Consider the following 15,063-nt stretch of genomic DNA (forward strand, 5'->3'; position numbering starts at 1 on the left):
TTTCGCATAGGTCCCGCTCAGCGAGGAGCGGGAACCGTTCCGGTTGTCCAGGCGCCGATGACTTCGCCGGCCTGGTGGATGTTCAGCCGCGGGTCGCACAGCGAGGTGTAGCGCCGTTCCAGCGCCTCTTCGTCCGGCACGGAACCACCGACGCACTCCGTGACATCGGCCGCCGCCACCTCCAGATGGAGTCCGCCCGCGTACTGCCGGTTCGCCTCCAGGACGTCCCGGAACGCCACCACCTCGGCCATCACATGGGAGAGGTGCCGCGTCTTCAGGCCCGAGCCGCTGGTCGTCGTATTGCCGTGCATGGGGTCGCACAGCCAGACGACCGGGTGGCCCGCGTTCGCCACCCCGCGCACGAGCCGGGGCAGGGTGTCCCGGATCCGGTCCCAGCCCATTCTGGGGATCAGGACGAGACGGCCGGGCTCGCGTTGCGGGTCGAGCGCCGCGCAGACCCGCAGGACATCGTCCGGATCGGCGGCCGGACCGATCTTGCAGCCCACCGGATTGACCACCGAGGACAGCAGGGCGATATGCGCACCGCCGGGTTCACGGGTCCTCTCCCCCGCCCACGGAAAGTGGGTCGAGGACAGATACGCCTCGTCCGCCGCGGGGTCGGTGCGGATCAGACGGGACTCGTAGTCGATCACCAGAGCCTCATGGCTGGACCAGGGCCCTTCCCCGGGAAGGCCGCCGGCCGCGCGGTGCTCCCGCATCGCCGCGTGCACCTCCGCGCCGGCCTGGTAGGCCCAGACCATCCGCCGGGGGTTGGGCAGCCGGGTGAGCGGGGTCGGGATCGCCGAGTTGATCATGTGGCCCCGGAAGGACGGCATCTCCCGTCCCCCGTGGCGTTCGGTCTCCCGCGACCGGGGTTTGGCGAACTGTCCGCCCATCCGGCCGATCCGGACGACGCTCCCGCCGGTGAGTTCGGCGAACCGGTCCGCCAGTGCGTCGATGACCTTCAGTTTCTCCGCCACATGGCGTGGGGTGCATTCGTAGAGGCTCTCGGCGCAGTCGCCGAGTTGCAGGACGAGGGAGCCGGTGTCCGTGAGCCGGGCCAGCGTCCGCCGCAGCGCCCGGACCTCGGCCGGGGAGACCAGGGGAGCCGCCGAGGCCAGCCTGGCGCAGGCGGCCGGGTAGGCGGCGTGGCCGCGCCAGTCCGGCTGCTGGTTCGCCGGCCCGTCCCGGCCGGGCCGGGACCGGGTGGCGGCCGCGGCAGAGGTGGGTTGCTGCATCAGTGCTCCCGTCGGGGTACCGGCCGGACGGAATCCGTACCGGCGGTGGAAGGTCCGCGGCCCGGTCACCCGATGCGCGGGGTGGTCATCCGGCCGGACCGGGGTCCGTCCGCGGCCCCGGCCGCAGCGGCGGCGCCCCGGACCCGCCGGACCACGGCGGCCGGGTCCGCGGGGGGCCGGTCACCCCGCCAGGCGACCTGGTGATCGGGTCTGACCAGGACGAGGTCGCGTTCCCACAGGCGCCGGGCGGCCGCGTCGGTCACCACGGTGTGGGTGACCGGCAGTCCCTGTGCCGCCGCGGCGTCCAGCAGTGGCGACGCCCTGCCGTCACCGGCGAAGTCGACGAGGGTGAAGAACGGGCCCAGGAGGTCGTACAGTGCGGTGCCGTCCCGGAGGAAGAGACTCGGCGGGCGGCTGCCCGGCCGGGTCGTCGGGGTGTACTCCGCGGGGTTGTACGGGGGTTCGGGAGTGCCCTCCGGCCGGATCACGGGGGACTCTTCGTAGCGATAGCCGAACTCGATCCCCCGGTACTCGTTCTCGCCGCGCTCGGCCCGGAGGTAGGCGGCGACGGCTTCGGGGGCGGCGCCGCCGCGGAGGAGTTCACCCGCGCGGAGGTGGACGCCGAGATGCCGGTGCGACGTATGCATATTGCGCAGGCCGACCGGACGGCGCTCCGCCTCGTAGCTGTCGAGCAGTGCGGGCCCGCCGAACCCCCGGACCAGTGCCGCGGTCTTCCAGGCCGCGTCGACCGCGTCGCCGATGCCGGTGTTCATTCCGTACGCACCCGTCGGGAACATCCGGTGGGCGGAGTCCCCGGCGAGCAGGACGCGTCCTTCCCGGTAGCGGTCGGCGATCGCGAAGCCGGGGCGCCAGCGCGAGGTCAGAAGCACTTTGTCGATCTTCAGCTCGGGTGCCACCGTGGCGTGCAGGAACGCCTCCGGGTCGGCGGGCGGGACGGCGAACTCGTCCGGACTCGTACCGTTGACATGGACCGTCCAGGTGTCCACCTCGTCCTGGGCGATGATCACGTATCGGAAGGCGAAGTAGTGCCAGAACGGCCCGTGCCGGTGGAGGGTGCCGAGGTCACGGCTGGTCAAGTGCACCATAAAGGCGCCCGGGAGCCCGGGGACGCCGAAGCCGTCCTCGCCGATGCCGACGGCCTGCCGCACCCGGCCGGACGCGCCGTCGCAGCCGAGCACGTAACGCGATCGCAGCCGGATGTGCTCGCCGGTGGCGGGATCGGCCAGTTCGCTGGTCACCCCGTCGGCGTCCTGGACGAGCGACTCGAACCGCACCCCGCACCGCAGCTCGATATGCGGATCGCGCCGGCAGTGCTCGCGCAGGACCGGCTCCAGCCGGATCTGGGAGATCCGCTGCCCCGGCTCGCGCGGGTGGGAGCCGTCGTCGGAGGCGGCGGCCCGGCGGCGCTGCTCGGCCACCGAAGGCAGCTCCCAGGTCGTGATCGGGTCGCCGCCGAGTCCGGTCGACCAGATCACATCGGCCCGGTGCCCGGGTCCGACCCCGGCGGACCGGATGTCGTCGGCGATGCCGAGCCGGCCGAGCAGTTCCATGCTCCGGGAGTTGACGTAGTCCAGTTTCGGGTGAACGGTCGTACCGGTTTCCCGGTCGACGAGTACGCAGCGAACGCCGTGGCGGGCGAGCTCCAGGGCGGCGACCATGCCGACCGGCCCGGCGCCGACGACCAGAACGGGTACCGATTCCACGATGGGCCCTTCAGCAGGGGTGGGGGGCATGGGTGCGCCCCCCACCGTCCGCGGGTTGGTCAGGGTGCTTCGCCGGACGCCGCACGCGGCCGGCCGGGCTCCGCCGGACCACCGGCGGGCGCTCCCTTGCGGTCCGGTACGACGGCGCCGGTGAGGGCACGGACTTGGATCTCGACGAACGCGGCGTCGTTCCGCTCGCTGCTGGTGACCGTGCCGAGATAACCGAGCAGGAAGGCCACCGGTACCGAGACCAGCCCGACTTCGATGTCGAAGATCTTGAAGTCGGCGTCGGGGAACAGGGCACCGGGATCGCCCGACACTCCGCTGGAGAAGAACGCCATGACCATGGTCACGGCGATCCCTCCGTACACCGACCACATCAGTCCCGCGGTGTTGAAGCGCCGCCAGAAGAGGGCGTAGACCACGGCCGGCAGGACCGCCGCACCCCCGAGGTCGATGGACGTCGGGCTCAGGATGCGGGTCTGCTCGGGCAGGACGGCGATGGCGACGACGATGGCGATACCGCCGAGGATCAGCACATTGCGCCGGACGGCCTTCAGTTCGGCGGCCGGGTCCGGGCGCCTGCCCCGGCCCGCGTTGATGTCCTTGGTGACGGAGGTGACCGCGCTCATCAGCAGGGCCGCGAAGACTCCGGCGACCACCAGCAGGGCGATCGCCCCCAGGCCGCCCACCAGCCACCGGCCGCCCAGCTCGTCCGCCAGCTTGGGCAGGGTGATATCGCGCTGGGGCGGCACGAGGCCGACGTTCTTGGCCCCGAGGATCGATACGGCGCTGAGCCCGATGACGGTCACACAGGCGAAGAAGGCGACGATGACGATCGAAGCCCAGCCTGCCGAGCGACGTGCCGCCCGCCCGTCCGTCACGGCGAAGTTGCGCATGAAGAGGAACGGCATAGCGGCCACGCCGACGACGATGGAGAAGACCTTCGACACATGGATCCATCGGTCCGAGCCCTCTCCGAACACCCGCCCGGGGCCCAGCATCCCGTGCCCGCTCGGATGCGGCACGGCATTGGCCTCGGCGTCGCGGAGCAGGTCGAGAAGGTTCAGCTTGTACTCGGCGAGGACGAGGAGGGTCAGCACCCCAACGACGGCGAGGACCAGGACCGCCTTGACCACGAGCATTCGCGTGACGCCCAGCATTCCGCCCATGAACACACAGAGCACGACGATCAGGCCGACGGTCCCGGCCACCAGTGCCTGTCCCGTCCGGGAGTCGATTTCGAGCATCCGGTCGGAGATCAGACTGATCGAGCCCAGGGTGTAGGTCGCGAACATGGCGCAGACCAGGAGGGTGACCACCGCCGAGGCGATCCGGGCGGGCCGTTCGCGGGCACGCAGGGCAAACAGGTCACCCAGCGTGTGGCCGCCAACATTGCGTACGGGCGAGGCGAAGAGCAGGAGTCCGAGCAGCATGGACACCGTGAAGGACGTCAGCAGGAACACGGCGTCGAAGCCGTTGAGGGCGACGTGCCCGGTGATGATCACGATGTTCGAGTAGATGATGGGGCCGGCGGCCAGTGCGAGACTGTTCGAGCCGGCGCCGATCCTGCGGCCCGCGAGCAGGAAGTCGTCCGAGTCGCGTATGGTGCCGCGGGCCGACTGCACGACGACGAACACCAGGATGGCGAGGGCGACTGCCAGCGGAATGGTGATCGCCGGTTCCGCCCAGGTGTTGACCAGCGGTGGCATCGGCGGCAAGGCCAGGGCCCCGATCATCGGGAGTCTCCTTCCAGGTCCGCCCGGATCCGCTCGCTCAGGGGGTCCAGCCGCTCGCAGGCGTACCGCAGGTACACCACCGGCAGCGCGACCACCAGGGCGAAGGTGAGCAGGACGAACAGCAAGCCCACGGTCACCGGGCCGCCCAGCTCCTGTCTGAAGAACTCGGGTGTGAAGGCGGCGAGCAGGATGGTGAGGAACCACCAGCCCAGAAAGGTGACGCTCGCCCAGAGGGTGAAAGCGTTCGACCGGCGGCGCAGTGCCGTGAACTGAACGCTGTCATATACGGCGGTGTAGGAGCGGCCGTCCGCGGCCGAATCCGTAGTGCCCATGACACCTCCTCCATTGGTGACGTGGTCATGAGTACGTCGTGACGTGGTGGTAGGTACGGCAGTATCGGCTCGCGGTGCCGGCCGAAGCATGGCTCATTCACGGGATCCCGGGACGGCCGGGGAGAGATGGCGTGAGGCGGTGCCGGAACCGCGCGAACGAGGGATGTCCGGCGGGGGCGCGCCGGAGAGACGGTGTCCCGATGACGTCAGTACCGGAGAGCGGCACCTGGACCTACGACGGCTTCACGAGCAGCGCGCCCGACCCCGAACGCTGGCGCATCATGGAGATGCGGGGCACGGACGGCAGTGTGCACCCCTACCGGGACCGCAATGCGCGGGTGCGTACGGGAGACGGGCGGCTGGAACTGACCGTCGACCCGTTCACCCGATTCCATGACACGGACCCCCGGCGGAACAACGCCAAACAGATGTACCGGTCCGTCCGCCGCTTCGCCGTGCCGCCGGGGGGCGAGCTGGCGTTCGAGGTCGTCATGGGCGTGCGGACGCACCGGCAGATCCCGCACGATCTGCTCGATGCCTTCGGTACGGTCAACCTCTTCGACCCGGACACCGGTGTGGTGCTCAACGCCGCCGCGACCAACGACACGGTGTACGCGGTCGTGGAGCGGCTGGTGCTGCCCGGGGTGACGCAGCCCCGTGACCACTACATCCACCGGATCGTGCTGGACGTTCCGACGGAGCCCGGGCAGGAGCACCGCTACCGCGTCTCGTACGGTGCCCGGGACCGCACGGCGCGGTGGTACGTGGACGGGCGGCTGCTCTACTGGGCCGGACTGCCGGTCGCGCCGGGCGGCTTCCACGCGGGCATGGCGCTGTTCTCCGCGCGGGACCTGACCCGTTACACCCGCGCGGAGCGGGAGCACGGGCAGGGCGCAACCGGCTGGTGGCGGCCGTGGCAGATGTCCGCGGCCGTCAGATGAGCAGCTCGCCGCCGTCGATATTCAGGTTCACGGCGTTGACGGCACGGTTCGCCAGCAGAAAGGCGATGGCTTCGGTGCAGTCCTGCATGGTGACGGCCCGCTTCGTCAGCGCGCGGGTCGCCGCGGCCTCCCGGGCGCCGGGTTTGTCGCTCCAGAACGGCGTGTCGGCGACGATGCCCGGGTGCAGGGCATTGACCCGGATCGGTGAGAGCTCCACCGCCAGCGTCCGCACCAGCGCGGCGACGCCGCCGTTGGCCGTGGTCACGGTGGTGGACCCGGGGTAGGGGCGGTGGCTGGCGAGACCGCCGAGCAGGACGGCCGAGCCGTCCTGCGTCATCCGCGGGGCCAGGGCGTGCAGGACTGCCGTATAGCCGACCAGCTTGACCGTGAACAGGCTGGTCGCGGCGGACGGACGGTAGGCGCGGACGGTGTTGTGGTCGCGGTCGAGGGCCGTGAGCACCAGCCAGTCGACCTGTTCCAGGCCGGCCAGCGCGGCGCCGGTCCGTTCCGGGTGGGACAGGTCGAGGGCGAGCCCGCGGGTACGTCCCCCGATCTCGTCGGCCACCGCTTTGGTCCGGTCCTCCGTACGGCCGGTGATGACCACGTCGTGCCCCTGGGCGGCGCAGGTTTGAGCGAAGTGCCGCCCGATTCCCGATGTTCCGCCGATGACGACGACATGTCTGCGATCGGACACTGGTACGTCCCTCTCCGTTGGATGATTCCGGTTCTTCTCCGATCGGCCCGTTACCCGCCGAACCGGTGTTCGGGGGGTAGCGGGCCGCGGGCCGCCCGTGGCTCCAGTGCGGCCAGCACGTCCTCCGTGCACAGCGGTACCGCGCACCGGGCCGCCGCGTAGCGCAGCGCCATGAGGTGGTCGTCGAGCGAGACGTCGCCGAGGGCGTCCGCCACGAGGAAGGGCTGGATATCGCGGCTGAACGCGTCGCAGGCGGTGAGGAGGCAGCCCATATGGGCGTACACGCCGCAGACGAGGAGCTGGTCGCGCCCCGCCGCCCGCAGCCGCTCCTCCAGGTCGCTCCGGTGGAAGGCGCTGTAGCGCCATTTGGTCAGTACGGTGTCACCGGGCTCGGGGGCCACGTCCGCGGCGATACCGCGGTCGGTCTCGTCGGTGCTCATTCCGGGTCCCCAGAGGTCGTGCAGCAGCCCCCGGTCCCGGCGGCTCATACCGCCCGGCTGTGCCGTGTACAGCACCGGCATTCCGGCCGCGCGGGCCGCGCCCAGAACCTTCGCGGTGTGGGCGACCAGTTCGGTCAGCGGCGACCGCCCGGCCGGGAACGGGCGGAGGAAGTACCGCTGCATGTCGTGGACCAGCACGGCGGCCCGGTCCGGGTCCGGCCGCCAGGGCATCGCGGCCTCCGGCAGCTCACCGGGCCCGGGCATCCGGTACGGGTCGATCGGGGACATGGCCATGCTGGGTGCACCTCCTGGTCGCGGCGGGCGGTGTCATACGTGCAGGGCGGCGCCGCCGTCCACGTAGAGGTCGTGCATCGTGATGTGTCCGGCCTGGTCGGATACGAGGTAGGCGACCGCGTCGGCCACGTCCTGCGGCCGGGCCAGCTTCCGGAGGGGAATACCGACGCGGTACTCGGCCTGGGAGCCGTCGATCACCCGTCCCGGGTCGGTGCTCCCCCCGAGCATGGACCGCAGCATGGGGGTGTCGGTCGAGCCGGGCGACACCACGTTGCACCGGATGCCGTGGCCGGACAGCTCCAGCCCCAGGCACCGGGTGAACTGGGCCGACGCGGCCTTGGACGCGGCGTACGCGGCCATCTCGGTGCGGGGCACCCCGGCCGCGTTGGACGCCACCGTCACGATGGCGCCGCCGCGCCGGCGCATCATGCGCCGGGCCACGGCGCGCGACATGTGGAAGACACCGCCCGCGTTCACCGAGAAGGTCTCCTGCCACTGTTGGTCCGACAGTTCGACCACCCGGCCGGTGTGCAGGACACCCGCGGCGTTGACGAGGATGCCGATGGGGCCCAGTTCGTCCTCGACGTGCCGTACGAGCGTCTCGACCGTCTCGCTGTCGCGGACGTCGGCCGGGTAGGCGCGGGCCGATCCGCCGTCCGCCGCGAGCTTCGTCACCACGGTGGCCAGCGCCCCGGCGTTGCGGTCGACCGCGGCGATCCGCGCCCCCGAACCGGCCAGTGCGGCCGCCACGGCCGCCCCGATGCCCTGGGCGGCGCCGGTGACCAGCGCGACCTTCGACTCGATTCCGGTCAGTTGCATCATCAGCTCCTGCGCGTCGTGACGGCTTGTTCCGCGTCGTACCCGAACAGCCACTCGTGCGCGTCCAGGCCCGACGCGGTCCGTACGGTGCTGTCGCGGTGGCGCTGTGCTTCCCCGTCGGCCAGATGGAAGGTTCTCGCGTTCTCCCGCGAGCGGCGCTGGACCGCGGCGGTGCGCGGCAGGCGGATCCGTTCGTACCGGCGCAGGGCCGGGCCCGGGCCGGTCCCTCCCCGGCCGGCCAGACAGAGCGCGAGGACGACGGCGTCCTCGATCGCCTGGTTCGCGCCCTGGGCCTGGAACGGCAGCATCGGGTGGGCCGCGTCGCCGATGACGGTCACGCGTCCGGTGCCGAGCCGGTCGGCGCTCTCCCGGTCGTGCAGGGCCCATTTGCCGATGTCCTCCGCCGCTCCGAACAGACCGGTGACGTCCGGGTGCCAGCCCGTATAGGCGGCGGTGAGTGCCGAGGCATCACCGCGTGCGGTCCAGGACTCCTCTCCCGGGTCCGGGGCGGGGGCGGTCGCGGCGAAGCTCACCAGGCGGCCGGCCGACACCGGGTAGTACACGCAGTGCCGGTCCGGTCCCAGCCACAGCCGCACCCGGGGTTCGGTGAGCAGATGGCGTACGCGTTCGGCGGGTACCAGTCCGCGGTAGACGGTCTGGCCGGAGAACCGCGGCCGGTCGGCCACGATCTGCCGCCTCGCGACGGAACGGATGCCGTCGGCGCCCACGACGAGATCCGCCGCGACCGTCGTACCGTCGGCCAGGTGGAGCCGGGCCTCGCCGGAGTCCTGTGTCACCGCGTCGCACCGGGCGCCGTGGTGCACCCGGTCCGGCGGGACGAGGGAGAGCAGGGCGCTGTGCAGGTCCGCCCGGTGCACGGTGTAGTAGGGCGCTCCGAAGCGGCGCAGGCAGGTCTCTCCCAGCGGGGTGCGCTGCAGCAGCGCGCCGTCGTCCCAGCGGCACATCTCGATGGCCCGCGGGGTGACCGCGAAGGTGCGCAGCCGGTCCCGCAGGCCCAGCCGGCGGAGCAGCCGGGTGGCGTTGGGGGCGAGCTGCACACCCGCACCGGCCTCGGCCGGGCGGCCGGCCTGTTCGTAGAGGTGGCAGTCGATACCGGTCGGGCTCAGCGCCGCGGCGAATGTGAGACCGGCGATTCCGGCTCCGACCACGGCCACACTCAACTGCGGCATGTCGCTCCCTTCAGTAGTAGAGGAGCGCTTTGCCCCAGTCCTCGCCGGGCCCGAAGAGGCTGCGCGGCTTCACCACGTCGGGCAGGTTCGTCAGGGCGTCGTGGGGAATCAGGGAGCCCGGTGGCAGGCCGGTCACTTCGCTGTCGACTCCGTACCCGGACCTGATCGCGGCGGTCAGTTCCGCTTCGGCGGCCGCCCGGTGCTCCTCCGGCACCTCGATCTCGACCCGCAGCAGCGCCGGTTCCGCCCTGGCCCGCCAGAACATCACCCGGTAGAAGTCCGGGAGTGAGAAGACGAGTTCTTCGAGTCCGTGCTGGGTGATGGTCGCGCCCCCGGTCCGGTGGCCGAAGGCCGCCCTGCCGAGGACCCGCACGGTGGGCAGGTTCCAGCCGCAGTCGCAGTCGTCGTACGAGACGGACACCTGGTCCTCGAGGTTGTAGCGCAGCAGCGGCATCGCCTCGCGGAACAGCGGGGTGACCACCAGCAGGCCCTCGCCCTCCTCGCGGACGGTGCCGGATTCCGGGTCGTACACCTCGAACAGCGCGCGGTCGGCCCAGAGGTGCATCCGGCCCCGCGGGCACTCCCCGGCGAGGCTTCCGGTCTCGGTGGAGCCGTACTCCTCGATCACCGGTACCCCCCACAGCCTGCTGATCCGGCGGCGGCGGGCCGGGGTGAGGGGTTCCCCTCCCACGAACAGCGCGCGCAGTGCCGGGAAGTCCTCGTCGGGCCGGTAACCGGCCGCGGCGGCCGCGGCGGCCCAGATCAGGCATTCGGTCGGTACCGACCAGGTCAGCGTGGTGCCGAGGTCGTGCATGACGCGCACCACCCGGGCGTACGGCATCGCCAGCGACCGGTTGTCGCCGGGCACCACGGTGGCCCCGCGCAGCCGGCCGGCGGCGTGGGCGAGATGTCCGGTCAGCAGCAGCGCGTAGGGGGTGCGTACCAGGAGGACGTCCGCGGGGGAGATCCCGATCCACTTGCGGGCGAACCGCTCGGAGAGATCGTGCCAGTCCTCGGCCGTGTAGTACGAGGGCGTCGGCCGGCCCGCGGTGCCGCTCGATTCGTGGTAGGTGGCGAGCCGTTCCTTCGGCACGGCGAGCATCCCGAAGGGGTAGTTGTCGCGGAGGTCCTGTTTGGTCGTCAGCGGCAGACCGGCCAGGTCGGCGGCGGTCGCCGGAAGGGACGCCGGGTTCAGCCGGTCCCGGTAGAAGGGCGAGCGGGCCGCCCAGGCGACGGTCTGCCGCAGCTGCTTCTCCTGGACGAGCCGCAGATCCTCCGGTCCGTGCCACTGACCGGATACGGGCATGCCGGACATCGGGTGCTTCACCGCTGTGCCTCTCCTAACAGTCCGTGGGCGTTGTCCCAGGCGATCTGCCGCCACTCGCCGGGCGACGGGCGCAGCGCCCGGAACTTGGCCAGTTCGACGGACGGGTGCTGAAGCGGGTACTCGGAGCCGAACACCACCCGCCCGGCGCCGAGTCGGCTCAGGGCGGCGGCCGCCACGGAGGTGTACCCCCCGGACGTCTCCAGCAGGATGTTGGGTTCGTCCTGGATCAGGGTGAGGGCGTAGAAGTCGATATTGCCGATTCCGCTGTGGCCGAGTACGAAGCGCGCCGACGGGAAGCGGCGGGCCAGGGCGACCAGGTCGGCCACGCCCGAACCGGGGCGGTCCAGGCAGACCACGTACACCGGGTGACCGGACTCGGCGGCCGTGCCGACGAGTCCGGCGACCCTGGGGTCGGTGAGGCCGACGCCGTGGACCGCGGGCGATATCTCCAGGCCGCGGAAGTCCGCGGCCCTGGACCGGTAGACCGCGGCCGGGCGGTGCGGGTTGGCGAAGAAGAAGGGCACGAGCCGGCCGCCGGCCGCCCGGCAGGCGTCCAGCACCGCGTCGTTGTCGGCGTCGCTCTCGATATGGCCGCCCTCGACGAGCTGGCGGGAGAGCCGGTCCAGGCCGATGGTGCCGCCCGCACACACCACGGCTTTCGCGATACCGCAGTCGTCCAGTGCCGACAGCAGCCGCTCGCCGCTTCCCGGTCCGGGCACCAGGCGTACATGGAAGTCCAGCACGGGCTGTACGGCGGCGGGCACCGGCGCCGCCCCGTCGTGGTCCCGGCTCACTTCTCGATGCAGAACTCGTCGATCGGGTAGCCGACGTGCCGCTGCTCGACCGGGAGGCAGCCGAGTACCGTGGTCCCCGGCGTCAGGTCGGTCACGTTCAGGACCGTGCCGCCCGGGCCCAGCACCCGGACGTGCCAGTCGTCCTGGACGATGAGGTTGACCTTCACCCCCGAGGCCGATACCGCGTCGACGGCGAGCAGCGGACGTGTTTCGATCTTGACCCTGCCGACGGTGACGATCCGGGACCTCCCCCGGGCGTCGACGGCGAGCACCCGGCTGCCGGAGACGAGTTCGCTGAGGTAGTTGGTGCGTCCCTCCGCGGACAGGGTGTACGAGTGCAGCGCGCCGGCGTTGACCCGGAACGGGCGGGTCGGCATGTACGGGAGCGGATGGGTCTCGCTGCAGCAGAGGATCATGCCGGTGGAGTGCGAGCCGACGAGGATCCCCTCGTCGAGACCGAAGTTGGTGCAGGTGTCCACGCAGGCACGTTCGCCCATGCCCACCCGCCGGATCCCGGTCACCTCCAGCTCCACCAGCGGTACGTCCGCCGCCGTACCGACCGCGGCGGTCCTCAGCGCGGTCGCCTCGCCGGGCACCCGGGGGGCGAGCATCACCCCGTCGGAACCGTGTTCGAGTACGCCGAACACGATCCCGGCCTCCTCGACATCCGCCACCTGGGTGACGATGCTGCCGTCCGCCCCGGCCGCGGCGGCCAGCACGATCTCCAGCGGGATCTTCGTGGGGTCCCGGAAGTACAGCAGACTCCACTTCTCCAGCCGCGCCGAACGGCAGGCCTCGTCGAGGCTCTCGGCGTCCCTGATCTCCACATAGCGGCCGAACTCCACCTCCGGGTGGAGCTCGGCCAGCGCGGCGGGCTCCCCGTGGCGCGCCGGGTCCACGATCACGAGATCGGCCGGCTCCAGCTTCTCCGGCAACGGCGCGTCCTGCGGGAACAGCACCTTCTTCACGGTCGGCGGCAGCGGCTCCAGGTCCGCCGGGTCGGCCGCCACAACGGCGTCCACCCTCTGGTGGACCGCCTCCTCGACGATGGCTTCCCTGGCCCCGTCGATACCGCGGATGTCCAGCCAGCACAGCTTCACAGGTCTCTCCTCAGCGGAAGGTGGGAGGGGGGGTTGGGAGGGGGTCAGGACATCAGGGCGAGACGGCCGTTGGCCGGGTCCTGGTCCGGGAGGTGCGGCGATGCGTGTACGAGCCGGGCGACGGCACCGGCCATCCAGCCGGGCTCGTCGGCCTGGAAGACATTCCGTCCCATGGCCACTCCGGCGGCCCCGCCGCGGAGCGCGTCGGCGACCTGGGCCAGTACCGCGTCGGTCTCGGCCCGGTGCGCGCCGCCCGCGACGATGACCGGGATCGGGCAGGCCCGCACCACATCGGCCATCTGCTCGGGGGTGCCCACATAGTCGGTTTTGACGATGTCGGCGCCGAGGTCGGCGGCCAGCGAGGCGGCGTGCGCCACCAGCTCGGGGGCGCGCGCGTCCCCGACCCGGGGTCCGCGGGCGTACACCATGGCGAGCAGCGGAACGTTCCAGCGGTCGCATTCGTCCGCGACGCCCGCCAGATCGGCGATCTGCCGCGCTTCCTGCCGCGACCCCAGATTGACATGAACGCTCACCGCGTCGGCGCCGAGCCGCAGCGCCTCCTCGACATGCGAGACCAGATACTTCGCGTCCGGGTCGGGGGCGTGTCTCGTGCTGGCGTTCAGATGCAGGATCAGCGACATCTCGGCGAACCGGTCGTGGTCGATATGACGGAGACTGCCCTTGTGCAGGACCATCGCGTCGACACCGGTCCCGGACAACTCCCCGACCAGGGAGTTCAGATCGGCGGGGCGCAGCGGGCCGTCGGTGACGGAGTGGTCCAGCGGGACCACGAACAGGCGCCGGTCACCGCGCCGGAACAGGCGTCGCAGACGAAGGCTCCGGGCGAACGAGGCGTTGTGCACAACCACTGTCTCCTGCCTCTCATACGGTGGCGGGGCAATCGGATGCCGCGGGACCGGTGCCGGTCCGCGGGGTCCGGCCGAGGCCGAACTCGCGGTGCAGGACCTCGACGGCATCGGCGGTGCGTTCCCGCGGCACGATGACGGAGAGCCGCATCTGCGATGTGGAGATCCAGGTCGTCGGGATCGCGGCCGCGGCGAGCGCCGCCATCAGCCTGGCCGTGTACTCCGGCCGGCTGAGCAGGCCCATGCCGACCACCGAGACCTTGCCGACGTTCTCGTCGATATGCACTCCCCCGCCGTGGGCGGTCGCCGTCTCGTGAAGCGCGGCCCGCGCCGAGTCGGCCTGGCTGCGCCGGATGGTGAAGCCCATCCGGAACTCGCTCTCGTACGGCCCGGACCTGGCCACCAGGTCCACGGCCGTCCCCTGGGCGGCCAGTACGCCGAAGACGTCGGGAGCCAGGTCCCGGCGGCTGTCCCGGCAGTGGACGAGCACCCGGGCGACATCGGTGTCGTGGGTCACCGCCACCACGGCCCGCCGGGTCTCCAGCGGCCGGTCGTCCGGCCGGTCGGCGACCGTCGTCCCGGGTGCCTGCGACGAAGCGTTGCGGACGTGCACGTCGACCCCTTCCATGGCGGCCAGCTCGATGCACCGGGTGTGCAGGACCTTCGCCCCCGAGAACGCCATCTCGGCCATGACACCGGGTGCGACCCGGGGCAGCAGGCGCGCCGCGGGCAGCAGCCGGGGGTCGGCCGTGAACACCCCGTCCACATCCGTGTAGATCTCGCAGGCCGAGGCACCCAGCCGGGCCGCGAGCGCCACGGCCGTCGTATCGGAACCGCCCCGGCCGAGGGTGACGACGTCCCCGGCCCGGTCGATCCCCTGGAATCCGGTGACCACGGCGACCCGGCCGCCGTCGAGTGCCTCCCGGACCCGGCGGGCCCCGATTCCGGAGATGAGCGCCTCGCCGTGCCGGTCGGTCGCCTCGATCCCGGCCTGCCGGCCGGTGAGCGAAACCGCCGGCACACCCAGCCCGTCCAGGGTGAGGGCCATCAGCGCCGCCGACTCGTTCTCACCGACGGCCAGCAGCTGGTCCAGTTCCCGCGACGGGGAGCCGGAGCCGATATCGGCCGCCAGCCGGAGCAGCTCGTCGGTCCTGCCGCCTCTCGCGGACACCACCACGGCCACCGCCGGCCCGGTTCTCCGCGCCGCCGCGACCCGGAGGGCCGCGCGCCGGACGCAGTCGAGCGTCCGCAAAGAGGTGCCGCCGTATTTCTGGACCAGCACTTCCACAGCTTTTTCACCGCCCTCGTCGAATCGGTATGCCGACGACAGTAATCGCGGAGTGCCGGGGGGCCCACTACCTGCCCGAGTAGTGCGCTCCTGTTCAGGAGTTCACGCCATACCGGCGGACCGCTACCTGAAATTTACGATGGCGGCTTTACGTTATGGTGCGCCCGCTTACGCCTCCCCAATATCGAGAGGGGTCATTTGATCTCACGCGAAGGGGAGCACTATGGACGGGACGGATACGGACACGGCCGCCCCTTTGGGTCCGCTCAGCAGTCTC

Annotated in this window: 14 protein-coding genes; 1 reads left to right on the plus strand and 13 read right to left on the minus strand. The window is 71.5% G+C overall.

Annotated features, from left to right (window positions below; genetic code table 11):
* Nucleotides 1-17: 17 nt before the first annotated feature.
* From ACWDR0_RS00700 to ACWDR0_RS00715, 4 genes are all read right to left on the minus strand, one after another.
* On the minus strand, nt 18-1,238 hold the full coding sequence (locus ACWDR0_RS00700; protein ID WP_456349388.1) for a 3-deoxy-7-phosphoheptulonate synthase: 1,221 nt from the start codon (nt 1,236-1,238) through the stop codon (nt 18-20).
* A 65-nt stretch (nt 1,239-1,303) separates the two neighbouring features.
* On the minus strand, nt 1,304-2,962 hold the full coding sequence (locus ACWDR0_RS00705) for an FAD-dependent monooxygenase (RefSeq protein ID WP_456349389.1): 1,659 nt from the start codon (nt 2,960-2,962) through the stop codon (nt 1,304-1,306).
* 59 nt (nt 2,963-3,021) lie between these two features.
* Nucleotides 3,022-4,701, minus strand: a complete 1,680-nt coding sequence (locus tag ACWDR0_RS00710; protein ID WP_456349390.1) for a solute symporter family protein — start codon at nt 4,699-4,701, stop codon at nt 3,022-3,024.
* Nucleotides 4,698-5,033: a DUF485 domain-containing protein gene (locus ACWDR0_RS00715; RefSeq protein WP_456349391.1), complete on the minus strand. Its 336-nt coding sequence runs from the start codon at nt 5,031-5,033 to the stop codon at nt 4,698-4,700. The genes ACWDR0_RS00710 and ACWDR0_RS00715 overlap by 4 nt, the downstream gene beginning before the upstream one ends.
* Nucleotides 5,034-5,233: 200 nt before the next feature.
* On the opposite strand from ACWDR0_RS00715, the gene ACWDR0_RS00720 reads away from it, so the two are divergent.
* Nucleotides 5,234-5,974 (plus strand): DUF6081 family protein, encoded by a 741-nt coding sequence (locus ACWDR0_RS00720; RefSeq protein WP_456349392.1) that lies wholly within the window; start codon nt 5,234-5,236, stop codon nt 5,972-5,974.
* Here ACWDR0_RS00720 and ACWDR0_RS00725 read toward each other — a convergent pair.
* The 9 genes from ACWDR0_RS00725 to ACWDR0_RS00765 are packed head-to-tail and all read right to left on the minus strand — an operon-like array spanning nt 5,967 to nt 14,780.
* A complete protein-coding gene (locus ACWDR0_RS00725; RefSeq protein ID WP_456349393.1) occupies nt 5,967-6,668 on the minus strand; it encodes an SDR family NAD(P)-dependent oxidoreductase in 702 nt (233 codons plus the stop codon). The genes ACWDR0_RS00720 and ACWDR0_RS00725 overlap by 8 nt on opposite strands.
* A gap of 50 nt (nt 6,669-6,718) precedes the next feature.
* Nucleotides 6,719-7,402: an isochorismatase family protein gene (locus ACWDR0_RS00730; RefSeq protein ID WP_456349394.1), complete on the minus strand. Its 684-nt coding sequence runs from the start codon at nt 7,400-7,402 to the stop codon at nt 6,719-6,721.
* 33 nt (nt 7,403-7,435) lie between these two features.
* Nucleotides 7,436-8,221, minus strand: coding sequence for a 2,3-dihydro-2,3-dihydroxybenzoate dehydrogenase (locus tag ACWDR0_RS00735; RefSeq protein WP_456349478.1), 786 nt, complete (start codon nt 8,219-8,221; stop codon nt 7,436-7,438).
* Nucleotides 8,222-8,223: 2 nt separating this feature from the next.
* On the minus strand, nt 8,224-9,411 hold the full coding sequence (locus ACWDR0_RS00740) for an FAD-dependent monooxygenase (protein ID WP_456349395.1): 1,188 nt from the start codon (nt 9,409-9,411) through the stop codon (nt 8,224-8,226).
* A gap of 10 nt (nt 9,412-9,421) precedes the next feature.
* Entirely contained in the window at nt 9,422-10,738 is a 1,317-nt protein-coding gene (locus tag ACWDR0_RS00745) for a phenylacetate--CoA ligase family protein (RefSeq protein WP_456349396.1), read from the minus strand.
* Entirely contained in the window at nt 10,735-11,532 is a 798-nt protein-coding gene (locus ACWDR0_RS00750; protein WP_456349397.1) for an amidohydrolase family protein, read from the minus strand. The genes ACWDR0_RS00745 and ACWDR0_RS00750 overlap by 4 nt, the downstream gene beginning before the upstream one ends.
* Nucleotides 11,529-12,632, minus strand: a complete 1,104-nt coding sequence (locus ACWDR0_RS00755; RefSeq protein WP_456349398.1) for a 3-dehydroquinate synthase II family protein — start codon at nt 12,630-12,632, stop codon at nt 11,529-11,531. Before ACWDR0_RS00755 ends, ACWDR0_RS00750 begins: the two co-directional genes overlap by 4 nt.
* 44 nt (nt 12,633-12,676) lie before the next feature.
* Entirely contained in the window at nt 12,677-13,501 is an 825-nt protein-coding gene (locus tag ACWDR0_RS00760; RefSeq protein ID WP_456349399.1) for a 2-amino-3,7-dideoxy-D-threo-hept-6-ulosonate synthase, read from the minus strand.
* Between the two features lie 13 nt (nt 13,502-13,514).
* Entirely contained in the window at nt 13,515-14,780 is a 1,266-nt protein-coding gene (locus tag ACWDR0_RS00765; RefSeq protein WP_456349400.1) for an aspartate kinase, read from the minus strand.
* Between the last annotated feature and the right edge of the window lie 283 nt (nt 14,781-15,063).

The organism is Streptomyces sp. NPDC003691 (assembly GCF_053981115.1).